This is a genomic window from Bradyrhizobium retamae, assembly GCF_001440415.1.
GTDB lineage: Bacteria > Pseudomonadota > Alphaproteobacteria > Rhizobiales > Xanthobacteraceae > Bradyrhizobium > Bradyrhizobium retamae.
On the sequence record NZ_LLYA01000159.1, the window covers coordinates 105777 to 128569 of the forward strand.

The 22793-nt window shown below is 63.4% G+C and carries 24 protein-coding genes; 7 read left to right on the forward strand and 17 right to left on the reverse strand.

Annotation, left to right across the window (positions count from 1 at the left end):
* Window positions 1–7: 7 nt before the first annotated feature.
* The 4 genes from CQ13_RS20645 to CQ13_RS20660 are packed head-to-tail and all read right to left on the reverse strand — an operon-like array spanning window position 8 to window position 3952.
* Window positions 8–649: an arylsulfatase gene (locus CQ13_RS20645; RefSeq protein WP_057844670.1), complete on the reverse strand. Its 642-nt coding sequence runs from the start codon at window positions 647–649 to the stop codon at window positions 8–10.
* Between the two features lie 51 nt (window positions 650–700).
* Entirely contained in the window at window positions 701–1711 is a 1011-nt protein-coding gene (locus CQ13_RS20650) for an amino acid ABC transporter substrate-binding protein (protein WP_057844671.1), read from the reverse strand.
* A gap of 10 nt (window positions 1712–1721) precedes the next feature.
* Complete coding sequence (locus CQ13_RS20655) at window positions 1722–3071, reverse strand: aspartate aminotransferase family protein (RefSeq protein ID WP_057844672.1); 1350 nt, start codon at window positions 3069–3071, stop codon at window positions 1722–1724.
* Window positions 3072–3076: 5 nt separating this feature from the next.
* The gene (locus CQ13_RS20660; RefSeq protein WP_057844673.1) at window positions 3077–3952 is read right to left on the reverse strand and encodes a MurR/RpiR family transcriptional regulator; all 876 of its coding nucleotides are present in this window, start codon (window positions 3950–3952) and stop codon (window positions 3077–3079) included.
* A gap of 181 nt (window positions 3953–4133) precedes the next feature.
* On the opposite strand from CQ13_RS20660, the gene CQ13_RS20665 reads away from it, so the two are divergent.
* Both CQ13_RS20665 and CQ13_RS20670 read left to right on the forward strand, forming a co-directional pair.
* Entirely contained in the window at window positions 4134–5282 is a 1149-nt protein-coding gene (locus tag CQ13_RS20665) for an amino acid ABC transporter permease (RefSeq protein ID WP_156433781.1), read from the forward strand.
* Window positions 5283–5286: 4 nt separating this feature from the next.
* Window positions 5287–6405: an amino acid ABC transporter permease gene (locus CQ13_RS20670; protein ID WP_057844674.1), complete on the forward strand. Its 1119-nt coding sequence runs from the start codon at window positions 5287–5289 to the stop codon at window positions 6403–6405.
* Window positions 6406–6438: 33 nt separating this feature from the next.
* Here CQ13_RS20670 and CQ13_RS20675 read toward each other — a convergent pair whose 3' ends face one another.
* From CQ13_RS20675 to CQ13_RS20720, 10 genes are all read right to left on the reverse strand, one after another.
* Window positions 6439–7263 carry a phosphodiesterase gene (locus tag CQ13_RS20675; RefSeq protein ID WP_057844675.1) on the reverse strand — a complete coding sequence of 275 codons (825 nt, stop codon included), beginning with the start codon at window positions 7261–7263 and terminating at the stop codon, window positions 6439–6441.
* Between the two features lie 76 nt (window positions 7264–7339).
* Window positions 7340–8614 carry an ABC transporter substrate-binding protein gene (locus CQ13_RS20680; RefSeq protein ID WP_057844676.1) on the reverse strand — a complete coding sequence of 425 codons (1275 nt, stop codon included), beginning with the start codon at window positions 8612–8614 and terminating at the stop codon, window positions 7340–7342.
* Between the two features lie 31 nt (window positions 8615–8645).
* A complete protein-coding gene (locus CQ13_RS20685) occupies window positions 8646–9482 on the reverse strand; it encodes a carbohydrate ABC transporter permease (RefSeq protein WP_057844677.1) in 837 nt (278 codons plus the stop codon).
* A complete protein-coding gene (locus CQ13_RS20690; RefSeq protein ID WP_430649704.1) occupies window positions 9479–10393 on the reverse strand; it encodes a carbohydrate ABC transporter permease in 915 nt (304 codons plus the stop codon). The genes CQ13_RS20685 and CQ13_RS20690 overlap by 4 nt, the downstream gene beginning before the upstream one ends.
* Before the next feature lie 28 nt (window positions 10394–10421).
* Window positions 10422–11579 (reverse strand): ABC transporter ATP-binding protein, encoded by a 1158-nt coding sequence (locus CQ13_RS20695; RefSeq protein WP_057844678.1) that lies wholly within the window; start codon window positions 11577–11579, stop codon window positions 10422–10424.
* A 146-nt stretch (window positions 11580–11725) separates the two neighbouring features.
* On the reverse strand, window positions 11726–12088 hold the full coding sequence (locus CQ13_RS20700) for a DUF1428 domain-containing protein (RefSeq protein WP_057844679.1): 363 nt from the start codon (window positions 12086–12088) through the stop codon (window positions 11726–11728).
* A gap of 270 nt (window positions 12089–12358) precedes the next feature.
* Entirely contained in the window at window positions 12359–12700 is a 342-nt protein-coding gene (locus CQ13_RS20705) for an SRPBCC family protein (RefSeq protein ID WP_057844680.1), read from the reverse strand.
* Complete coding sequence (locus tag CQ13_RS20710; protein WP_057844681.1) at window positions 12700–13170, reverse strand: ArsR/SmtB family transcription factor; 471 nt, start codon at window positions 13168–13170, stop codon at window positions 12700–12702. Before CQ13_RS20710 ends, CQ13_RS20705 begins: the two co-directional genes overlap by 1 nt.
* 152 nt (window positions 13171–13322) lie before the next feature.
* A complete protein-coding gene (locus CQ13_RS20715; protein WP_057844682.1) occupies window positions 13323–13580 on the reverse strand; it encodes a DUF3551 domain-containing protein in 258 nt (85 codons plus the stop codon).
* Window positions 13581–13662: 82 nt separating this feature from the next.
* Window positions 13663–14640 (reverse strand): Bug family tripartite tricarboxylate transporter substrate binding protein, encoded by a 978-nt coding sequence (locus tag CQ13_RS20720; RefSeq protein ID WP_057844683.1) that lies wholly within the window; start codon window positions 14638–14640, stop codon window positions 13663–13665.
* A gap of 150 nt (window positions 14641–14790) precedes the next feature.
* On the opposite strand from CQ13_RS20720, the gene CQ13_RS20725 reads away from it, so the two are divergent.
* On the forward strand, window positions 14791–15213 hold the full coding sequence (locus tag CQ13_RS20725; protein WP_057844684.1) for a VOC family protein: 423 nt from the start codon (window positions 14791–14793) through the stop codon (window positions 15211–15213).
* 203 nt (window positions 15214–15416) lie between these two features.
* Window positions 15417–16997 carry an AMP-binding protein gene (locus tag CQ13_RS20730; protein WP_057844685.1) on the forward strand — a complete coding sequence of 527 codons (1581 nt, stop codon included), beginning with the start codon at window positions 15417–15419 and terminating at the stop codon, window positions 16995–16997.
* 123 nt (window positions 16998–17120) lie between these two features.
* Here the strand turns inward: CQ13_RS20730 and CQ13_RS20735 are convergent, their stop codons facing one another.
* Window positions 17121–18218: an HD-GYP domain-containing protein gene (locus tag CQ13_RS20735; protein WP_057844686.1), complete on the reverse strand. Its 1098-nt coding sequence runs from the start codon at window positions 18216–18218 to the stop codon at window positions 17121–17123.
* A gap of 441 nt (window positions 18219–18659) precedes the next feature.
* Here CQ13_RS20735 and CQ13_RS20740 point away from each other — a divergent pair, with 441 nt between their 5' ends.
* From CQ13_RS20740 to CQ13_RS20750, 3 genes are read left to right on the forward strand one after another with little or no spacing between them, the layout of a single operon-like run.
* On the forward strand, window positions 18660–19448 hold the full coding sequence (locus tag CQ13_RS20740) for an alpha/beta fold hydrolase (RefSeq protein WP_057844687.1): 789 nt from the start codon (window positions 18660–18662) through the stop codon (window positions 19446–19448).
* Complete coding sequence (locus tag CQ13_RS20745; protein ID WP_057844688.1) at window positions 19445–19789, forward strand: hypothetical protein; 345 nt, start codon at window positions 19445–19447, stop codon at window positions 19787–19789. The genes CQ13_RS20740 and CQ13_RS20745 overlap by 4 nt, the downstream gene beginning before the upstream one ends.
* 52 nt (window positions 19790–19841) lie before the next feature.
* The gene (locus CQ13_RS20750) at window positions 19842–20513 is read left to right on the forward strand and encodes a dienelactone hydrolase family protein (RefSeq protein ID WP_057844689.1); all 672 of its coding nucleotides are present in this window, start codon (window positions 19842–19844) and stop codon (window positions 20511–20513) included.
* Window positions 20514–20648: 135 nt separating this feature from the next.
* On the opposite strand, the gene CQ13_RS20755 is transcribed toward CQ13_RS20750, so the two are convergent.
* Both CQ13_RS20755 and CQ13_RS20760 read right to left on the reverse strand, forming a co-directional pair.
* A complete protein-coding gene (locus CQ13_RS20755; protein WP_063800119.1) occupies window positions 20649–21656 on the reverse strand; it encodes a Bug family tripartite tricarboxylate transporter substrate binding protein in 1008 nt (335 codons plus the stop codon).
* Between the two features lie 352 nt (window positions 21657–22008).
* Window positions 22009–22752, reverse strand: coding sequence for a polysaccharide biosynthesis/export family protein (locus CQ13_RS20760; RefSeq protein ID WP_057844691.1), 744 nt, complete (start codon window positions 22750–22752; stop codon window positions 22009–22011).
* Window positions 22753–22793 lie beyond the last annotated feature (41 nt).

The following is a 22793-nucleotide window of genomic DNA, read 5'->3' on the forward strand; positions in this document are numbered from 1 at the left end:
AAGAAGCCTAGGTTCGGTCCACGCCGAGCATCTTCATCAGCTTCAGCACCGCGCTGTCGGGCGTGGTCAGCACCGGCCGTCCCGTCGCCTCGGCGACCGCGTCGGCCGCTGGCGCCAGGCTGTACTGGGCGAGCGCAATCAGGTCGCAGTCGCGCAAGCTCCTCGCTGCTTCCACCACCAGCCTGTCATGGGTCGCGCGATCGCCGCGATCGAGCGCGGCTAACGCGCCTTCCGCCAATTTGGGCACCAGCTCGATCCGCGACGGAAACTCCGGCGGCATCGAGGCGAGCGTCGGCGGGAACGTCGATAACAGCCCGATCTTGCGCCCCTTAGCGACCGCCTGCTCGATCATCGCTTCATTGGGCTTGAGCACCGGCATCGGAGCGTGGACCCGTGCGACGGCTTCGATGCAGGGGCCGAACGCCGAGCAGGTGAACAGGATCGCATCCGATCCGGTGCCGACGGCGTAGCGTCCAAGCCCGAGGAATCGCTCGGTCATCGCGTCGGTGAGCCCGCCGTCACGCGCCAGATCGGCCGACAGGCTGTCGTCGAGCAGATTCATCAGGCGGGCGTCCGGCCAAAGCCTGGCGAAGGAGGCTTCGATCGGCACAATCGAATGCTTCAGGGCGTGGATCAGGGTAATGCGCATGTGGGTCAGTCTGGCTGCGGCGCGACTTGTGTCAACCGCCGCAACGTCTCACTACTTGAACGGCAGAGCGTACATCAGGCCGCCCTTGGCCCAGGTCGCGTTGAGGCCGCGATCGAGCTTTAACGGGCTCGCCTTGCCCACATTGCGCTCAAAAATCTCGCCGTAATTGCCGCTCGCCTTGATCGCCTGCAGCATCCATTTGTTGTCGAGGCCCAATCGCGAGCCGAGCTCGCCCGAAGCACCGAGCAGCCGCTGGACGGCCGGCACATTGGATTTGGCCATTTGATCGGCGTTGGCTGCGGTGACACCAAGCTCTTCCGCCTCGATCAGGCCATAGTGCAGCCAGGCGATGATGTCGGTCCAGACGTCGTCGCCGTTGCGGGTGAACGGCCCGAGCGGCTCCTTGCTGATGGTCTGCGGCAGCACGGTGTAATCGGCCGGATTGGAAGCCGCAGTGGTGATCGCGCCAGCAAGCGCCGAAGCGTCTTGGGTCATGGCATCGCAGCGCCCGCCAAAGAACGTCTGGTACATGGTATCGGTACGGTCGAACACCAGTGGCTTCCACTCAATGCCGTTGGCACGGCCGTAGTCGCCGAGCGTCACTTCATGGGTCGTGCCCTGCGCGACGCAGACGGTGGCGCCATTGAGGCCCTTGAGGTCCTTTACGCCGGCGTCGGCCCTTACGACAAAACCCTGGCCATCGTAGAAATTGACCGGGCCCTGCCGCAGCCCCAGCGTCGCGCCGCGCAGATAGGTCTGCGTCGAATTGCGGTAGAGCACGTCGATCTCGCCCGACTGCAAAGCCGTGAAGCGGTTCTGCGCGGTGAGCGCGACATAGCGCACCTTGCTGGCGTCGCCGAGCACTCCGGCCGCCAAGGCGCGGCAATAGTCGACGTCGAGCCCTTTGTAATTGCCCTGCGAGTCCGGCGTGGAGAAGCCGGCGAAGCCGATGCTGACGCCGCACACCAGCGTGCCGCGCTGCTTGACCGTATCGAGCGTTGCGGCTTGCGCCATCAGGCCCGACGCGGCGAGCAAGCCTGTAGCGATGATGATTCTCTTCATTCTGCTCCTCCTAATGACCAACACTCTTCAAGGCCAAGTCGACGGCGTGACCCAGCCGGTCGACGATCATGTCGATATCGTCGGACGTAGCGATATAGGGCGGCGCCAGCAGGACGTGGTCGCCGCTGCGGCCATCCGCCGTTCCACCCGAGGGATAGCAGGCAAGGCCGCCTTCGAACGCGGCGGCCTTGATCCGCTGGTGGAGCTTGAGCGCGGGATCGAACGGCGCGCGGGTGGGGCGATCGGCGACGAGCTCAATGGCCTGGAACAGGCCCCGCCCCCTGATATCGCCGACGTGGCGGTGATTGCCGAAACGCTCGGTCAGGCGCCGTTCGAACTGGCGGCCGAGATCCTTGATCCTGTCGAGCAGTTGCTCGTCATCGATCACCCGCTGCACCTCGAGCGCCGCGGCACAGGCGAGCGGATGCGCCAGATAGGTGTGGCCGTGCTTGAATACGCCCGAGCCGTCCCGGATCGCATCGACGATGCGCCCGCCGGCGAGCATGGCGCCGATCGGTTGATAGCCGCCGCCAAGCCCCTTGGCGATCGTCTGGATATCGGGCGCGATGCCCTCCTGCTCCCAGGCATGGCGCGTGCCGGTGCGGCCCATGCCGCACATCACCTCGTCCAGGATCAAGAGCGCGCCATGCCGGTTGCAGATCTCACGGACGGCGCGGAAGTATCCCTCCGGTGCCGGCACGCATCCGGCCGTAGCGCCCACCACCGGCTCGGCGATGAATGCCGCCACCGTATCCGGACCAAGGCGCTGGAATTCGGCTTCGAGCTCGGCCGCCAGTCGCGCCACGAAATCGCTCTCGGATTCGCTGTCGCGTTTTTCGTGATAGGCGAACGCCGGCGTCACGTGGCTGAAGGCCGACGACAATAGCGGCGCGTAGGGCTCGCGCCGCCAGGCGTTACCGCCGGCGGCGAGCGCGCCCAGCGTATTGCCGTGATAGCTTTGGCGGCGCGCGATGAAGCGCTGGCGTTGCGGCTGGCCGGTTTCGACAAAGTATTGCCGCGCCAGTTTGATGCTGGCCTCGATCGCTTCCGACCCGCCGCTGACGAGATAGGCGTAGGCCAGACCGCCGGGCTCGTCGCCAACGAGCGCCTCAGCCAGCGCTTCGGCGGGCTCCGACGAGAAGAAGCCGGTATGGGCAAAGGCCAGCTTCGATGCCTGCCGCGTTATGGCCTCGAGCACGCGAGGGTGCTGGTGGCCGAGGCAGGAGACGGCCGCGCCGCCGGAAGCATCCAGAATCCGTCTGCCATCCTCGGCGATCAGCCAGACGCCATCGCCCCCGATGGCCTTCGGCGGCGTTTCACGCAGGCTTCGGTGCAGCAACCGGCTTTTGCTGGCTCCCATGACGATCAACCTTTCTCCGCGACATATTGCGACAGCGCGGCCAACCGGCCTTCGGTCTCTTCGAGGCGCCGCTTGGCGCCGGCGCCGCCCAGCACGAAGGTCACGGCGGCCAGCGACTGCGCGATGGCGATGGCGCCGGTGAGGCTTGGAAAGAATCCCGGCGATGCCGCAGCCTCATAGAGCAACAGATGATCGGCCCCCTCCGCCATCGGCGCCGTAATCGTATCGGCAATCGCAACCAGCGTGGCGCCGGAATCATGGGCCGCCCGCGCCGACAAAACGCTTGCCCTCGAATAGGGCGCAAACCCGATAACGACGACGGCATCGCCGCTATGGAACGCGCCCAGATCGAGATCTTCGGGACCCGAGCCGCCGACCAGATGCACTGCGTCGGGCCGGAACAAGCGGAGCTCATAATTGAGCAACTCCGCAACACTGCGGCAGCTCCGAAAGCCGGCGATCCAGATGCGCCGCGCGGCGTGCAGAGCCTTGGCGGCGTTGGCCACCGAGCCGGCCGAAATGCGCGCAAGACCTGCCGCCTCGGCTTCCAGCTTGTCGGAGACCAGCGATATCTCGGCGTTGGGCCCTTTCCGGCCGCCCCTGGCGCGACCCGAAAACGGCGAAGATTGCGCGGGCCGCCGGGCCTCGGTCAGCGCGGCACGCAATTCGTCCCACCCGGAATAGCCGAGCGCTTTTGCGAGCCGGGTGAAGGCGGCGGGATCGGCGCCGGCCTCGGCGGCAAGATCACGCATCGAGCGCGTGGTGGCGTCATAGTCATTGGCGGCAACGAACCGGCCGACTTGCTGCAGCCGCATCGGCAACGATGGCAGCGCACTGCACAAATCGTTCAGCGGCGAGGATTTCGGCCGGGGCTGCGTCATGAAACATATGTTGCACAGAATACGTTTTGGTGCAACATTTGAAATGCGCCTTTGCGGGCGCATCGCCGAAGATCGCTGCTGGAAGACCGCTGCTGCAAGACATCGTTGCATGAAGTCATCGCCGCATAAGTCGAGGATCCTTGTGCCGACATCCGCGCCCGAATTCCCTCGTCGTCGGCGGATGCGCCTCCGCCTGAATCGCCAGCAGATCAACGGCCTCGTCTGGCAGATCGTGGTGGTCGCCATCGCGGTCGCGATCATTGGCTGGCTCTGGTCCAACGCCCTGCACAATTTGTCGGTACGCCGGATTTCGACGGGCTTTGCCTTTCTCGGCCGCGAGGCCGGGATGCCGATCGCGGATAGCTGGCTTGCCTACAGCCCCAGGGATCCTTACGCCCGCGCCTTCATCGTCGGCATCGTCAATACGCTCCGCGTCGCGGTCGTCGGCATCGTGCTCGCGACCGTGCTTGGCACGCTGATCGGTATCGCGCGGCTGTCGTCGAACTGGCTGTTGTCGCGGCTGGCTGCGGTCTACGTCGAGGTGCTCCGCGACGTTCCGCTGCTGCTGCAGTTGTTGTTCTGGTACGTGCTGATGCAGGGACTTCCGGCGGCACGCGCGGCCTGGAAGCCGATCGAAGGCGTCTTTCTGTCGAACAGAGGCCTGGTGTTGCCAGCGATTCCGATCGAGGAAGCAAATCTGTGGGTGATCGCCGCAGTGCTGGCCGGGTTGAGCGCACTGTATCTATTGCGGCGGCAGTTGGTGGCGCGGCAGATGGCGGACGGCAAAGCGCGCCCGCTCTGGCCCTATGCGCTGGCCCTGCTCGTCGGCCTGCCGGCGCTGGTGTCGTTCGGTCTCGGCGCGTCATGGACTATCACGTTGCCCGAGCTGCGCGGCTTCAATTTTGTCGGCGGACTGACACTCGCACCGGAATACTTTGCGCTGCTGATCGCGCTCGTCACCTACACCTCGGCGTTTATCGCCGAAATCGTACGCAGCGGTATTCAGGCTGTTCCAAAGGGCCAATGGGACGCCGCGAACGCGCTTGGCCTGCGCCGTAGTTTTGTGCTTCAGCGCATCGTGCTGCCGCAGGCGCTCCGCGTCATCATTCCGCCGATGACCAGCCAATATCTCAACCTGACCAAGAACTCCTCGCTTGCGGTTGCGGTCGGGTATCAGGACGTGGTGTCGATCGCGAATACTACGCTGAACCAGACCGGACAGGCGATCGAAGCCATCGCGCTCATCATGGCCGTGTTCCTCACCATCAGCCTCAGCATCAGCCTGTTCATGAACTGGTACAATGCGCGCATCGCGCTGGTGGAGCGCTGACGCCATGATATCGATCACGGACGCTCCGCAAAATCCGCTTCCCTTCGACGCGCGATCCCGCGGGACTCCGGCCGGCCGCGCGGTCCGGTGGCTGCGCACGAATCTGTTCGCCTCCGTCACATCAAGCATCATCTCCGTGCTCCTGATCGCGCTGCTCGCCAAGGCGTTCGTCAGCCTGGTGCAGTGGGGCTACTGGAATGCAATCTGGATCGTTTCCGGCAACCAGAGCGGCCCCTGCCGGTCGATCCGTGGGCACGGCGCCTGCTGGGCCGTGATCCCTGAAAAATATCGCTTCATCCTGTTCGGCACTTACCCCTTCAATGAGCAGTGGCGGCCGGCGCTGGTGTGCCTCACTTTCATTGCGCTGTTCTGGGTGTCGAGCCGGCGCAATTGGTGGCGCAAGGAACTGGTGCTGGTGTGGGCGGCGGCGTTGGTCCTGATCGGCGTCTTGATGTGGGGCGGCGTCTTCAGGCTGTCCTACGTTTCACAGGATCGCTGGGGCGGGCTGCCGGTGACGCTGATCCTGGCGACGTTCGGGCTGGCGTTCGGCTTCCCGCTCGGGATCGTGGTCGCGCTGGGACGCCGTTCAAAATTGCCCGCGATCCAGTCGCTTTGCGTGCTCTATGTCGAGTTGATCCGCGGCGTTCCCCTGATCAGCCTGTTGTTCATGGCGAGCGTGATGTTTCCGCTGTTCCTGCCCGACGGCGTCAACATCGACAAACTGCTCCGGGCGCAGATCGCGTTCATACTGTACGCCGGCGCCTATCTTGCCGAAGTCATCCGCGGCGGCCTGCAGGCCATTCCGAGAGGACAGCACGATGCCGCCGACGCGCTCGGGCTCACCTACTGGAAGAAGAACGGCCTGATCATCCTGCCGCAGGCGATTCGTCATGTGATCCCGCCGCTGGTGAATACGTTCATCGCCTTCTTCAAGGACACCAGCCTGGTGCTGATCATCGGTATCTTCGATCTGCTGACGACGGCGAAGACCTCCATCATCGATCCCGCCTGGCAGCAGTTCAGCGTTGAAGTCTACGTGTTCGTCGGGCTGATCTATTTCGTGTTCTGCTTTGCGATGTCGCGCTACAGCCGGCAATTGGAAGCGCAGTCCCGGCCGGGCTGACGGCCTATCGCGGCGCGCCTGACGTTAGCCGCGTTATCGGTCGGTCCATTCGATTGCGGCGCGGTCCTGCAACGAAAACAGCGGTCCATCGTAGAGGAACGAGCATTGGTGAATCACCACCTGCCCGGCGCTGACGGTCACGTGCGAATAGTCCGGCAGTTCGTGCGATCCGGGAATGTGATCCGCCGTATCGAGGTCGAAGGCCACCTGATGGGATAGCGCGCGCTGGATGTGGAAGGGGATGCCGCGCCAGATGCCCGAGATCGGCCGGTGCAGATGGCCCATGAATAGATAGTCCGGCTTGCGCGTGCGTGCGATCACATCCCATTCGGCCTCGGGATTGGCGAGCTTGATATCGTCCATGTAGCGCAGCCCGGTGTCGAACGGCGGATGGTGCTGAAACAACAGAAGCGGGCGATCGGCCGGTGCCGAGCCGAGCGCGTGTTCGAGGAAGGCGAGCCGCGCCTCGCACAGCAATCCGGCGTGGTCAGGCGCGGCCTCATTCAGCGTATCGAGCGTGACGATCGTGGCAGCATCGAACAAATGAATGGACTGCACAAAGCCGGATTCGTCGCGCGGCACGCCGGGGAAGAAATGGCCAAACGGACCGCGCTTGTCGTGGTTGCCCATCAAGAGGATGGTCGGCGCCTTCAGTCGCGCCAGGACCGAGGCGAGATTTTCGTAAGCGGCGTCCTCGCCCCAATGGGCAAGGTCGCCAGTCACGATCACGAAGGAAATATCCGGATGATCGCGATTGATCCGCTCGACCGCCGCGCCAAGCCGCTCGGTGGGATCCAGCCCGTAGAGCTTACGGCCACGGGCGACGAAATGAGTATCGGTGAGGATGACGAATTTCATAGAACCATGTCTCCCTGTTAGCGACCGCCGCGGCGTGGCGTGCTAGCCGCAGCGGTTCTTGGTAAGGCAGTTGTCGTCAACGCACCGAACCCACCGTCTTCGGCAGCAGCTTCTGCACGTCGCTCGTCATGTCGGCGAGCACGGCTTCCGGTTCCTTGGTGCGTGCACCCGTCACGATGGAGTTGAGATGATCCTTGATCACGTCGGTGATCTTGAGGCCGTTGTCGCCGGGGAAGGCGTACCATTTGGTCAGCAGCGCGAGCTGGCTGACCGCGGTGTAGTTGTTCGGATTCTTGACGTAGAAGTCCTTCAGGTGGACGTCGTTGGCGACCTTGTTCGGCGGCATATAGCCGGTGGTCTCCGCCATGATGGCCGCGCCCTTCGGGCCGGTCCAGAACTTCACGACCTCCCAGGCCGCGTCACGCTTGGCCTTGTCCTTGGCCAGGATCATCACGACGTTCCCGCCGGCCGGCAACCGGCCGTTCGGCGACACCACGTCCGGGAAGGTGTGGGTCTTCAGCTCGAACTTGCCGCCGATCATCTGCGTGGTCTTGTTGAGGTCGGAGGTCGAGGTGACGTGAATGCCGGTCTTGCCGGCGGCAAAGGTCGCGCGCATCGCCGGCTGGTCGAGATTGGGCATGCCGGCTTCACTGACAAGGCGCGCCAGCGTCCTGATCGCGAACTGGCCTTCCGGCCCGTTGAACGCCACCTTGTTTTCCTCGGCGTTCAACATGGTGCCGCCGCGCGAAAACACCGGCGCCTGCCACAGCCAGTTGCCGGTGATGTCCCAGGCATAGGTGATGCCGTTGATGTCGGGACCGAGCGCCTTGATCTTCTTGGCGAGATCGATCAGCCCGTCCCATGTCTGCGGCAGATTGGCCGGATCGGCGCCGGCCTTCTTCGCCAGATCGAGATTGACGTAGACGATCGGCAGCGAAATCGCGAACGGCAGCGCATAGACCTTGCCGCTCGCCGTGCCGATATCGAACATCGCCTGATGGAAGCCCTGCTTGTCGAAATCCTTCTCGGCCGCGATATAGCCGTCGAGTTCGGCCGGAATGTTCTTGTCGACCAGCACGCGGATGCGGTTGAGACCCTGGAAGCTCACGTCGGGCATCTGGTTGGTCACCGCCTCGCGCAGCACTTTCTGGGTGCCTTCCTCGTAGGATTCATAGGGCGCACGCAGCGTGACCTTGATGTCCGGCCGCACCTTGGCGAACTCCTCGCTGATGCGCTTGTGCGTGCCTTCGAACAATTCGGCATACGGGTATTGAACGACGACTTCGGTCTGCGCATGCGCGAGGCCGGCGGCGAGCGAAAGAGCGGCTGCGGCAATCCATGTTCTGAACATTGTCGTCTCCTGAGGGTTTAAAGAAACTCGGTTACTTGATGCCGGTGAGCGTGATGCCTTCGATGAAGCGTCGCTGGGCGAACAGGAAGGCGATGACGAGCGGAGCGATGATGACCATCGCCGCCGCCATCAGAGGGCCGTAATTGGTGCCGGCCTCATTGTTGCGAAAGTGCGCGACCGCAAGCGGCGGCGTCTGCAAATGCTCGCTGTTCAGCACGATCAGCGGCCAGAAATAGTCGTTCCAGTGCGCGACCACCGAGAAGATGCCGAACGCGGTCACCGCGGGAATCGCGGTCGGAAGCATCACGCGCCAGACGATGCCGAACTCGGAAATCCCGTCCATTCGCGCGGCGTCGATCAGGTCGTCGGGCACGGTCTTGAAAAACTGGCGCATCAGGAAAATGCCGAACACCGAGATCGTGAACGGCAGCACCAGCGCCGCATAACTATCGAGGACACCCAGTTTATGCAGCAGCAGGAATACCGGGATCGCGGTCGCCTGCGGCGGAATTAGGATGCAGAAAACGACGAGCGCGAACAGCACGTCACGGCCGAGAAAGCGCAATTTGGCAAGGGCATAGGCGGCAGGCAGGGCAACCAGCACCTGAAGACCGAAGATCGAGGTCGTGACGATCAAGCCGTTGAGCAGATAGCGCCATAGATCGGCCTTGGCGAAAGCTATCCGGAGATTGTCCCACAGCGCGAAGTGGTAGGGGATCAGGTGCAGATCGGACGAGAAAATCTCGGTTTGAGGTTTTGACGCGGTCGACACCATCCAGATGAACGGCGTCAGCATCACCAGCGCTCCCGCCAGCAGCACGATGTGCCGGATCGCAGACCACAGAAGCATGCGGGCCTGCGGCGTCATGCGTAGTGCACTTCCCGGTTGCCGAGCGCCGATTTGAGCACGGTGAGCAGCAGCACGAAGGCCAGGAACACGACGGTAACGGCCGCGCCGTAACCGGAGCGGAAGAACTCGAAGCCTTCGGTGTACATCGTGTAGATCAGCACTTCCGACGATTTCGAGGGGCCGCCCTTGGTCAAGACCTGAACGGTGTCGAACACCTGGAAAGAGCGGATTGCCGAGATCGCCACCACGAACAGGGTGACCGGCCCGAGCATCGGCCACGTCACCAGGCGGAAACGCGACCACGCGCCTTCGGCGCCGTCGATCTCGGCCGCGTCGTAGAGATGCTTCGGGATCGAGACGAGGCCGGCGAGAAACAGCACCATGTTGAAGCCAGTGGCCTGCCAGATACCGATTACGCACAGCGAATAAAGCGCGGTGCCGCGATCCTGCAGCCAGCTATGGCCCTGCAGGCCGGCAGCACGCAAAAGCCCGTTCACCAGGCCGAACTGCGGGTGCAGCATGAATTCCCAGACGATCGCCATCGCAATCAACGTCGCCATGACAGGAAGGAAGTACACGGTGCGATACCAGCTCTTGAGCCCGGCGCCGCTCTGGATCAGGAGCGCAACGCCGAGCCCGAGCGCCACCGCGCCGGGCACTACGATCGCGACATAGGTCAGCGTGTTCTTCAGCGAAATCCAGAACACCCGGTCGGCGAACATCTCCCGGTAGTTCGAGAGGCCGATCCAGGAGAACGCCGGCGCGCCGAGTTGATAGTCCGTAAACGAGAGCGCGATCACGCCGGCGAGCGGGCCGATCAGCATCAGCAGCATCAGCATGAAGGCCGGCGCGGCAAGCGCATAGGCTGCCTGCGATCGCCCTGCCCGGCGGAAACCGGCAAACACCCGCGCAGGGACGCGTGGCGCCATCGCCATTCCCTGCAGCGCGGTGGCGGCGTCAGACAACGGCCATCTCCCGCGGCCGCTCGACGCGCGACGGGAGCGAAGTCACGATGCGCTTGCCATCAGCGTCGAAGGCGCGAACCGCCTCCGGCGCAAAGCCGTAACCGATTGTGGCCCCGATCGCCGGCAACTGGCTCGGGTCGTTGACGCGCGCCACCACGGGCGCGTCCGTACCCGCGCAGCCGATATGGACGAAGGCTTCCGATCCCAGATTTTCCAGATGCACGACGGTGCCGGAAAGCAGTCCGTGCGAAGCCAGCTCGATCCGCTCCGGCCTGACGCAGATGCGGCACTCTCCTTCCAGCGCCGGTGTTGCCATATGGAGAACATGTCCGAGCATCTCCAGCCGGCCATCGCTGCGGATCCGACCGGGAAATGCGTTTATCTTCGGCGTGCCGACGAATTCGGCAACGCGGATATCGCAGGGGTCGTCATAGACGGCGGCGGGCGCGCCGACCTGAATGAGCTCGCCGCCGATCATGACGGCAATCCGGCCCGACATGGTCATGGCCTCGGCCTGGTCGTGGGTGACGTAGATGAAGGTCGTCTTGAGCTGACGGTGCAACTGGGCGATCTCGGCGCGCATGTGCACGCGAAGCTTGGCGTCGAGATTGGATAGCGGCTCGTCGAATAGAAATGCGCGCGGTTGACGCACGATGGCGCGGCCGACGGCAACGCGCTGGCGCTGGCCGCCGGACAATTGCCCAGGCTTGCGCTTCAGCAGCGGCGAAATTTCGAGCTGCTCGGCTACCCTTTCGACATCGTCGCGAATGACGCGTTCGGCGCGGCGGCGACCAGGCATCAGCCGGCCCACGAACGGCGCCCGCTCCAGCGCGGACAGGCGCTTCATCCGCAGCGGGACGGCAATATTGTCAAACACGCTCAGGTGCGGATAAAGCGCGTAGGACTGGAACACCATCGCCAGATTGCGCGCGCTCGGCCTGACGCCGTCGGCACTGACACCGTCAATCCGGACTTCGCCGGAGGACTGCGGTTCGAGACCGGCGATGACGCGCAGAAGCGTGGATTTGCCACACCCGGATGGGCCGACGAGGGAGATGAACTCCCCGTCTTGAATCGTGAGATCGACGCCTTTCAGAACCTCGGCGCCGTCAAAAGCCTTGCGAAGCGCCCGAATCTCGATTTCGGCCATTTCAATCCGGTATCCGTGCCTGCGGTACCGGATGTCCTAAAGGGCTTGTTTGACAGTTATATCACAATGGAACGAACCGCCGAGCTTGGCCCCAGCTTTCCACCGGCGGCCCCCGAAACATGGCTGATGCACAGGGGAAGCTCCGCCTACACCCTCACCAGGCTCTCGAATCCGCCATAGATCATCCGCTTGCCGTCGAACGGCGGCTTCGATTTCGGATCCATCATTTCGTTGAGCCGCGGGTCCGCCATCACTTTGGCGTTGATCTTGTCGCGCTGTGCGCGCGACTTGTAGGTGATCCAGGCGAACACGACGGTCTCGCCCGGCTTGAGCTTCACGGCGCGCGGAAACGACGTGACCTTGCCGACCTTGACGTCCTCAGCAACCCATTCGCGATAGTCGAGCGCGCCATATTCGCGCCAGATCTTGCCGCACTTCTTCGACAGGCGGGAGTAGGCTTCGAGATTCTTCTTCGGCACGGCGACGATGAAGCCATCGACGTAAGGCATGCGTACTTTCTCCGTTATTTTCCTTGAGTGGCAGGAGCAAAATCGCCGTCGTCATTCCGGGATGGTGCGTTAGCAACAGACCCGGAACCTCCAGATTCTCAGGTGCGCAATTGCGCACCATAGCTCGATGCTGGCGCATCGCCCCGGAATGACGGCAACTGATTAAGCCATGACAACAGGATGCCTGAACCTGTGACGGCTGGTATTGGTCACGTAGTCGCACCCTTCGCGCGAAACAACGCGTGCGCGTGCGATGGCATTGGTGGCTGTCTAGGCAAGATAGGCTTCGAGTTTGACAAGGAACTCCGTCCACCCGCGCTCGTGATTGTCACGCGCGGCGGCATCGACGAATTGCGCGTGGTTGAAGACGAGCAGCGAACCGCTTCCTTCCGGCCTGATCGAAATGGTCACCAGCGATTCACGCTCCGGCGTCGAATGCCATGCCCAGCTAAACACCAACCGCTCGTTTGGAACGACCTCGCGATAGACGCCGCCGACCTCGTTATAATTGCCGTCGGCGTTGAAGCTGATGCGATAACGGCCGCCGACGCGAAGATCGATGTCGGCCTTGACCGAGCCCTCCTCTACGGAGGTCGGCCCGAACCATTGCACTAGTTTTTGCGGGTCGGCCCATGCGGCGTAGACTTTTTCGGGCGCCGCGCTGAACCGGCGCGTGAGCGTGAGGCTGGGCCGCGCGGCGAGTTCGCCATCGCGGGCAGTATCGTGCTTGGCAAGGCTTGACTGGGTGGCCATGGATCTTCCTCCACAAAAGCGGCAAGGCGGTCGAGATTGTCGGACCAGAAGCGCTGGTAGCGATTGAGCCAGTCCATCGCCTGCTCCATCGGGCTGGCGGTCAGCCGGCACGTAACCGTGCGGCCGGTCTTTTCGCGGGCGATCAGGCCGGCGTCCGATAGCACATCGAGATGCTTGATGATCGCGGGCAGCGACATCGAAAACGGTTGCGCCAGTTCGCTGACCGACAGGCTTTCGCGGTCGCCGAGCCGCGCCAGCAGCGCGCGCCGGGTTGGGTCGGACAGCGCGGCAAAGGTGCGGTCCAGAACATCCTCTTGATACTTAACCATATAGTTTAGTATAGACGCAAACAAAACGCCGTCAAGCCGACGTTTGCATCACGAAGTCGGGAGTGGCGGACGGGCGAGACACCGATGGCCGGATCGCTCAGCGCGAACAGCGCTCTCGTCCGGCCATCATGCGGAAGGGTTGCGAGGCGCGATCAATAGTCTCGATAAACCCGCATCCGCCGCTGCTGTTGTCCAAAGGCGAAGCGCGGATTGACGTTGCAGTAGAGCCCGCGACCCGACGCCGATGCCATGCACTGACCATAGCTGCTGTAGGAGCAGTCGCCAGGAATGCCGATGGTCCGGCCCTGGAGGCAATAGGGATAGTCATACGCCGCCGCGGGTGAACTGCCCGCGACGGTGGCGACCGTCGCCACCGTCAGCGCCAATGTCGCTATTATTGCACTGCGCATCTTCGATCTCCTTCACATGAGGCAAGCCGCGTCGCCTTTTGCCATAAAACACCGCGGCTGCGCCTATGTTCCGTGACGAAGATCACTGCACCTTTGCGACCTTGGCCTCCTCGATCACCTTCTTCCACTTTTCGGTTTCGGCCACGATCATCTTGCCGAATGCCTCCGGCGGTCCGATCAGCGGCTCGCCGCCAAGCTCAGTCAGGCGGGCCTTGATCGCCGGCTCGGCGAGGATCTCGTTGATCTCCTTGTTCAACTTGGCGATGACTTCCTTCGGCGTGTTCTTCGGTGCCCCCACGCCGAACAGCGCGCTTGCCTCATAGCCCGGAATGGTGTCGGCAAGCACCGGCACATCAGGCAACAGCGGCGACTTTGTCGTGCTGGTGACGGCCAGCGCCCGCACCGAGCCGGCACGAACATGCTGGAGGATGGAAGGCATGTTGTCGAAGATCAGTTGGACCTGGCCGCCGAGCAGGTCGGTGATCGCGGGCGCGGCGCCGCGATAGGGCACGTGCTGCATCTTGGCGCCGGACATTGCCATGAACATTTCGCCCGATAGATGCACGGACGTTCCGTTGCCGGACGAGGCCAGGTTCACCTTGCCGGGATTGGCCTTCACATAGGCGATGAACTCGGCGACCGTCTTGGCGGGTGCGTCCTTGTTGACCGTCATCACGTTCGGCACGCGATTGAACGCCGCAATCGGCGCGAGATCGCGCACAAGGTTGAATTTCAGATTAGCGTAGAGCGTGGCGTTGATGTAGTTCGCGGGATTAACCAGCAGCAGTGTGTAGCCATCCGGCTCGGCGTTGATGACGGATTCGGTCGCGATATTGTTGCCGGCGCCGGGCTTGTTCTCAATCACGAATTGCTGGCCGAGCCGTTCGGAAAGCCGCTGCCCGATCAGCCGCGCAATGATGTCGGTCGCGCCACCCGGCGGATATCCGACGACCCATTTCACCGGCCGGGTCGGATAATCCGCCGCCGAAACGCTGCCGATCGAAGCGGCAGTGGAAAGGCCGATGACGGCCAGGCAAATCGCGGTACGGCGTGAAATCATAAAACTTCTCCTTGGAGGCCGGGGTTCAGGCCCGGTCCGTTTCTATTGAGGCGCGGTTCTATTGAACCGAACGCGGCGCGCGTTGTAACAAACAAACCCGGGTGCGGCCAGTGGGACGCAGCGTCTCCGACCGCGACGAAAGGATAAGGCATGTCTGTCAGGGTTAACGCTCTCGATCATCTCGTCATCAATGTGTCGGACGTGGCGCGTTCCGCCGAGTGGTACCGGAAGATCCTCGGCATGGAGGTCAAGGTGTTCGATCCCGGTCCGGGCAAAACGCCGCGGACGTCGCTGGTGTTTGGTAACCAGAAGATCAACGTGCGGCCGCGCGACGCCGACAAGGTCGAGTGGTTCACGGCCGATCACGAAGCCGCCGGCAGCGACGATCTGTGTTTCCTGACGTCGAGCACGCCGGACGAAGTCGTGGCGCACCTGAAGGCCCACGGCGTCGCGATCGAGCAAGGCCCGGTCGCGAAGCAAGGCGCCCGCGGCGCGCTGCGCTCGGTCTATTGCCGGGATCCGGACGGGAGCTTGATCGAGATTTCGTCGTATGAAGGGGATGGGGGAAAGTAACGCGCCGCTCCCTCCCCGTCATTGCGAGGAGCGTAGCGACGAAGCAATCTATACCGTCCGCGGGACAGCATGGACTGCTTCGCTTCGCTCGCAATGACGGGGAGAGAGCCCCGCACACTCCCTATTTGCTCACCGCACCTTCCGATGGCAGAAATACTCCCAAGCAAGAACCAAAGCCGCCATAACGCGGCACGGGAGGAATCATGTCACTTTCGCAAGCCGCACCAGGTATTGTCGGACCATTCGCAGGGCTCGACGTGCCATGGCTGCTGCGGATGCGCGCCGAGAGTCGCCGCAACCATCCATTCCTGATCTGGGCGCCGTTCGAGGGGCCGGCGCGGAGTTGGTCTTACGGGGAGTTCCACGAGCGCGTCGGCGCGCTTTCCGCTGGCCTCGCCAAGCGCGGCGTCAAGCCCGGCGAATACGTCCTGATCCATCTCGACAATTGCGTCGAGGCCATGCTGGCCTGGTTCGCCTGCGTCGAACTCGGCGCGATCGCCGTCACCACCAACACCCGCTCGGCGGCAGCCGAGATGGAGTATTTCGCCGGCCATTGCGGCGCGGTCGCCGCCATCACCCAGCCCGCCTATGCCGAACTGATCTCGGCCAATTGCCGCGGCCTGCGCTGGATCGCCGTGACCTCGCACGACGCTGGCAGTACGCCGGCGCAAGTCGCGCCGCGCGGCGACAGTTTTGAGCAGCTCTTCGCCGACAGCGCCGACCGGCCACGCCGCGCCACCGATCCGTTCGCGCCGTGCAGCGTTCAATATACCTCCGGCACCACGTCGCGGCCAAAGGCGGTGCTGTGGACGCATGCCAACGCATTGTGGGGCGCCAAGATCAACGCCGCGCATGAGGACCTGCATGCTGGCGACGTGCACCAGACCTATCTGCCGCTGTTTCACACCAACGCGCTGGCCTATTCGATGCTGGCCTCATTGTGGGTCGGCGCGACCTGCGTGATCCAGCCGCGTTTTTCGGCGAGCCGCTTCTGGAGCGTGGCGCTTGAGCACAACTGCACCTGGACGTCGACGATTCCCTTCTGCATGAAGGCGCTGCTGGAACACGAGATTCCGAAGAGCCACAAATTCCGGCTGTGGGGCACCGCGGTATCCGAGCCGCCGCCGTTTGCCGCCTTCGGTGTCAAGACGATCGGCTGGTGGGGCATGACGGAAACCATCACCCACGGCATCGTCGGCGAGGTCGACCAGCCCAACACGCCGATGTCGATCGGCCGCGCGGCGCCGGAATATCAGATCCGCATCGTCGAGGACGACGGCACGCCGACACCAGTCGGCGGCACCGGCAATCTCCTGATCAAGGGCATTGCCGGCCTGTCGCTGTTTTCAGAGTATCTCCACAACGAAAAAGCCACGCGCGAGAGTTTCGACGAGCACGGCTATTTCATCACCGGCGACCGCGTCACGCTGCTCGAGAACGGCTTCATCCGGTTCGGCGATCGCACCAAGGACATGCTGAAGGTCGGCGGCGAGAACGTCGCGGCCTCCGAGATCGAACAGGTGATCGCTGTCGTGCCCGGCGTGCGCGAGGCAGCCGTGGTGGCGAAGAAACACCCGATGCTGGATGAAGTGCCTGTGGTCTTCATCATTCCGCAGGCCGGTGTCGCGGGCGCGCCTCGCGATCTGCACGACACCGTGATGGCCGCCTGCAGAACCGCCCTCGCCGACTTCAAGGTGCCGCGCGAAATTCATTTCGTCGACGACATGCCGCGCTCGACGCTGGAGAAGGTGGCAAAGGCGGAATTGCGGAAGATGCTGGGGTGAAGGTGATCATGTCATTCCGGGATGGTGCGTTAGTACCAGACCTCAGATGCGCAATTGCGCATCGGGGAATCGAGATTCCGGGTCTGGTCCTTCGGACCATCCCGGAATGACGATGGAGGGGAATCAATAATACCCGAACGCCACCGGGCGGAAGGCGTGCAGCAGATGCTGGTCGAGCTTCTCGCTCATTTCTTCCATCATGCCGAAGGCCCGGGCGTGGGTGAACTGCAGCCGATAGGCGCGCTTCTCGACGAGGGCCGCGTAGATGTCCACGATCGTGATCAGCCTCACGATGTCGCTGATCTCCTTTCCGCTCAGGCCGTTGGGATAGCCGGTGCCATCGAGAAATTCGTGGTGGTGCAGCACCACGTCGAGCATTTCCGGCGGGAAGCCGCCTTGCGCGGACAGCGCGTCATAGCCGCGGCGCGGATGCTGGCGCATCTCTTCCATCTCTTCCAGCGTCAACGGGCCCGGCTTGTCCAGGATCGCCACCGGAATGAACGCCTTGCCGACGTCGTGCAGCAGCGCTGCGCGGGCGAGACGGCGCTGGTCATCGTCGCGCATGCCGAGATGCTGCGCATACGCCACGGCAAAGCCGGTGACGAAGAGACAATGGCGATAGCTGCCGGTGTGGTGGCAGCCGACCGTCGTCAGCCATTCCCGCAAGGATGAATGCTTGATCGCCTTGAGAATCTTGCTCTCGGCCTCGATGATGTCGCTGAACTTCAAGGGAATGCCGGCCGGAAGCTTTTCGAAGACCTTGACCATCACGGCATGCGCCGCCTCGACGCCCCTGTTGAGGGCCTTGCCGCGATCGGTCTCGTCATATCCGTCGCTGTCCGGAAACGCGGCGCGGATCCGCTGCAGGATGCCTTGCGCGTCGAACGGCCGCGCGATCGTGTCGGTGGCGCCGAGGGCCCAGGCCTGCATCGATCCGTGGTGCAGCGCGTCCGCCAGCACGAACAGCCGCGGCATCTCGCGATAGGCCTCGGCCCGCAGCTTGTTCCGCACCAGTTGTACGCTCTCGGCGGAACGCAGGTTGATGTCGACCACAATGCCCGCGAGATCGCGCTCCGGCAGATCGGGAATGTCAGAAGTTGCGATGGTGTCGACCTGACCGACCGATCGCAAAATGCTGGCGAGTTCGCTGCTCTGATCGCTCCGATCCGAAGCGAGCAGCAGCCGGCGCCTGGTCGAAGTCTTGTTGGTTGCGGATGTCATGAAACCCCGGCCCCTAGCGATGATGACTTGCAACCGAGGCTAGCGGACAAGGAGTTCCCCGGGGCTTAAGAGGCATCGTGAATATAGGCTACCGTGAGCGCTAAAATTCTAGCGATCTCGTTCGTGATGCGCCGCACCCACACCAATCCCACGACTGTCATCATCCGCGAAAGCGGATTGATCCAGTGCGCCGTGACGGCTGTGGAGACGGCACGGCCGCGGTCCGCATGCGCGGGACATGACGAGAGGAGGCAAAGAGATCGCGAGCCGATGCGCGTCGCTTTTGCTCATCGTTCGCGATTGCGCAATGCGGGCTGCCGTCAACAAGCGGTCTGGTCCTGTCAATGCGCTGATACCACCCTCGCTTTCCGCATTTCCCAATCGCGATCAGATCGCGCTAGGATGGGGCGAAAGTTGCATGGAAACTCCCAGGGAGCCGCAATGCCGACAATCGATCGCGACGGGGTCCGCATCTATTACGAGGTTCACGGCTCCGGCCCACCGTTGCTCTTGACCCACGGCTATTCATCGACCAGTGGGATGTGGCAGGGCCAGATCGCTGCCATGTCGAAGCATCACAAGCTCGTGTTGTGGGACATGCGCGGCCACGGCCAGTCCGATTATCCCAGTGATCCCGCAGCCTATAGCGAAGCGCTGACGGTTGGCGACATGGCGGCGCTGCTTGACGCCGCCGGCACCGAGAACGCAATCGTCGGCGGGCTCTCGCTGGGCGGCTACATGTCGCTGGCGTTCTACCGCGCCCATCCAAACCGCGTCCGCGCGCTGCTGATCATCGATACCGGCCCGGGCTTCAAGAAGGACGAGGCCCGCGAGGTCTGGAACAAGCGCGCGTACGATACCGGCGATCGCTTCGAGCGCGAGGGCCTGGAGGTTTTGAAATCGGCCAGCCGCGAACGCTCCAGCGTCACCCATCGCGATGCGTCAGGACTGGCGCGCGCCGCGCGCGGCATGCTGACCCAGCGCGACGCCCGCGTGATTGAATCACTGCCCCATATCATGGTGCCGTCGCTGATCGTGGTCGGCGCCGACGACACCCCGTTCCTCGCCGCTTCCGACTACATGGCGGCCAAGATTCCGGGCGCGCAGAAGGTGGTGATCCCTGCTGCCGGCCACGCCGTCAACATCGACCAGCCGCAGGCCTTCATCGACGCGGTGCTGCCGTTCCTCGGCAGTCTTGATGCCAAGGCACCACGGAAGGCCGCGTCATGAAGGCAGCCGCGGTGGCCCTCGCCCTTATCGCAAGCAGCTTCACGCAAGCTGCCGCGCAGCACTTGCCGCCGATCGGCGGCCCCTACCCGCCACCGTTCACCGAGACGCTGTCGAACAACATCCCGCTGGCGTTCGGCATGGAGGCCGATGAAGCCGCACGCGCGCTCGGCGTCCCGCTCAATTACATCAGGGGCCGTCCGGGCGATGAAATCTTTCTTGCGTTCCGCAACGTCGGCGGCAGCGGGCTGTTTTACAAAAAGGACCGGCTCTATCTGCAATTTCGCAAGGGCAGGCTGGCCGGCTGGAAAGGCGACTGGGGTCACAACTGGATGTGGCAGTAGCCGCCCTCTCAGAACATCGATCTCGTGCAACTCAAACGCAAATGGATGACCCGTGGGACAAGATATCGAACTGACGGCTTCGGACGGTTTCAAACTGGGCGGCTATCGCGCCGATCCCGCAGGTCGGCCGAAAGCGGCCATCGTGGTGATCCAGGAGATTTTTGGCGTCAACCACCACATCCGCTCGGTGTGCGACCGATTGGCGGGCGAAGGCTATGTCGCGATTGCGCCGTCGATCTTCGATCGCACGCAACCGAACTTCCAGTGCGGCTATTCGCCTGACGAGATTGCAAACGCACGAAAGTTCATCGCCAATCCGGATTGGGCCGCGATGCTGCGCGACACCCAGGCCGCGATCGACGCCGTGAAAGATGTCGGCCCGGTCGGCATCATCGGCTTCTGCCTCGGCGGCAGCATCGCCTATGCGGCAGCGACCAAGCTGTCGGGATTGTCTGCGGCGGTCGGCTATTACGGCGGCGCCGTCGTCCGCTTTGCCGACGACAAGCCGCAAGTGCCGACGCAATTGCATTTCGGCGAAAAGGACACTGGCATTCCGCTAACCGACGTCGAAGCCATCAAGGCCAAGCGGCCGGACGTCGAAGTCCATCTCTATCCCGGCGCGCAGCACGGCTTTCACTGCGACGAACGCGCCAGCTATGACAAGGCCAGCGCCGATATCGCTTGGCCGCGCAGCCTGGCGTTTTTCGCCAAGCATTTGAAGTGACGCCCGGAGGGCGTCATTCCGGGATGGTCCGCAGGACCAGACCTCAGGTGCGCAATTGCGCACCATAGTTCGATGATGCGCATCGCCCCGGAATGACGGCGTGAGATAGCTCGACGAGTGTCCTGCCCGGACGCCTCACTCACCCTTGACGCCGGTTGCCTTCACGACATCGGCCCACCGCTCGTAGTCGCGGCGCAGGACTTTCTCGAAGGTTTCCGCCGATCCGCCCACCGGTATGAGGCTGAGCGTCTCGATCCCGGCGACGCCCTCGGGCGAGGCGATGATGCGGGCGAGTTCGTCCGAAAGCTTCTTCACGATCTCCTTGGGCGTTGCGGCAGGCACGAACACGCCAAGCCAGCCTTCGATCTCAAAACCGGGGTAACCGAGTTCGGCCATCGTCGGCACGTCGGGCAACGCTTTCCTGCGCTTCTCGCCGCCAACCGCCAGCGCCCTGAGCTTGCCCGCCTTGATTTGCGAGCTCGCCGTGGTCAGGTCCTGGAACGCCGAGGTAACCGTGTTGGCGAGCAAGTCGTTCGTCAGAGGAGCCGAGCCGCGATAGGGGACATGGGTCATGTCGATATTGGCGGTCTTCTTGAGCAATTCGCCGTAGAGGTGGGACGTCGTGGCGTTGCCGAACGTGCCGTAGGGCTTGCCGGGGTTCGCCTTGGCATAATCGATCAGCTCCTTGACGGACTTGATCGGCTGCTGCTCGGGAACCACCAGAACGATGGTCGACAGCGCGATCTGGGTGACCGGCGCGAGATCCTTGAAGACATCGTAGGGCAGCTTCGTAACGAGGCTCGGCGCCTGAATGATCTGCGTGATGCCGACCAGCACGGTGTAACCATCTGGCTGTGCCTTGGCCACGTAGTCGTTGCCGACCACGCCGCCGCCGCCCGACTTGTTCTCCACGAGGACGGTCTGCTTCCACGACTCCGACAGCTTGTTGGCAAGCAGACGGGCGAGCACGTCGGTGGCGCCGCCCGCGGGATACGGCACGACGAAGGTGATGCGGCGGCTCGGATAAGGATCCGCCGCCGACACCGGATGCGAAGAGGCGCACAGGGCCGTCACAGCGATGGAAGCGAGCAACGCTGCCGCAGTCGCCGCGCGCACCACGCGGACCGGCAAGTGATAGTTCATGGTCATACTCCGGATTGCAGGCACTCAACCGACAAACCGGAGCGCCTCGATTCAATGACGCGGGTTTCTACATCGCTGCAGCGCAAGATGGAACATGCTTTCGAACGCATTCGGCGCATAGCGCCAATTCATCGCACGCGAACATCCGGAATACGTGCGAAGCCGCAGTTCCGCCACTGCTGGTTAGAACTGCTCGCCGAAGTGGACCGCCTATATAAGGCAACACACAAAGTCTGCATCGATGCGAAACAAATGATGAGTTTTCCTGGTCAAATGCGAGGCATTTGCCTGACGCAAATGCTCAGGAAAGCAGCCCGATCGTGATGACGATTCAATGAAAGGGCGGCGGGTTCTAGAACCAGCGCTCGCTGACCAGCACGGTATCGCCGGGGCTGACCGGGCTGCCGGGCGGAACGACGAAGCGTGACGTGCCGGACGCATCGGTGTGGGTGACCGTGACGCTGTCGCGGCGGGCGCGCGGCGAAAAGCCGCCGGCGATCGCCACCGCGCTCTCGACCGTCATGTTGGGGACGTAGGGATATTGCCCGGGTGCTGCGACCTCGCCGAGGATGAAGAATGGCCGATAGGCTTCGATCTCGACGGCGACCGATGGTTCCCTGATAAAGCCGGCGCGCAGTTTCGCTGAAATTTCCGCCGCCAGTCCCGCCGTGGTTCGGCCGCGCGCCCGCACCGACCCAATCAGCGGCATCGTGATCGCGCCGCCGGCGTCGATCGCGTAGGTGTTGGTCAGGCCCTCCTGGCCATAGACGACGACGCGCAGCTTGTCGCCGGCATCGAGATGATAGGCCGCGTCGTATCGCACGGGCGCGGGTTCGGCATAGGCGGCAGGCGCGGCAACGACGGCGGGCGCCGGTGCCGTGCGTGGCGCCGCGGCAAAGGCGGCGCGAAGCGCGCCAATGGCGCCGCCACCGGAATCGACCGCGACCGTTCGCGGCGGCGGACTGTTGGGCTGGCCATAGGCCATCTGGTCGAGATCGCCTTGCGGCGCGACCGCAACCGGCCCGGTCGTGCGCATGCAGCCCGACAGCGCGAGCGCGGTGATGATCGCAGTGATCGGTATTCGAAACGCGCGCACAACCCGCACCTAGGCCATCCCTCAAAGCGAGACAGCGCTAG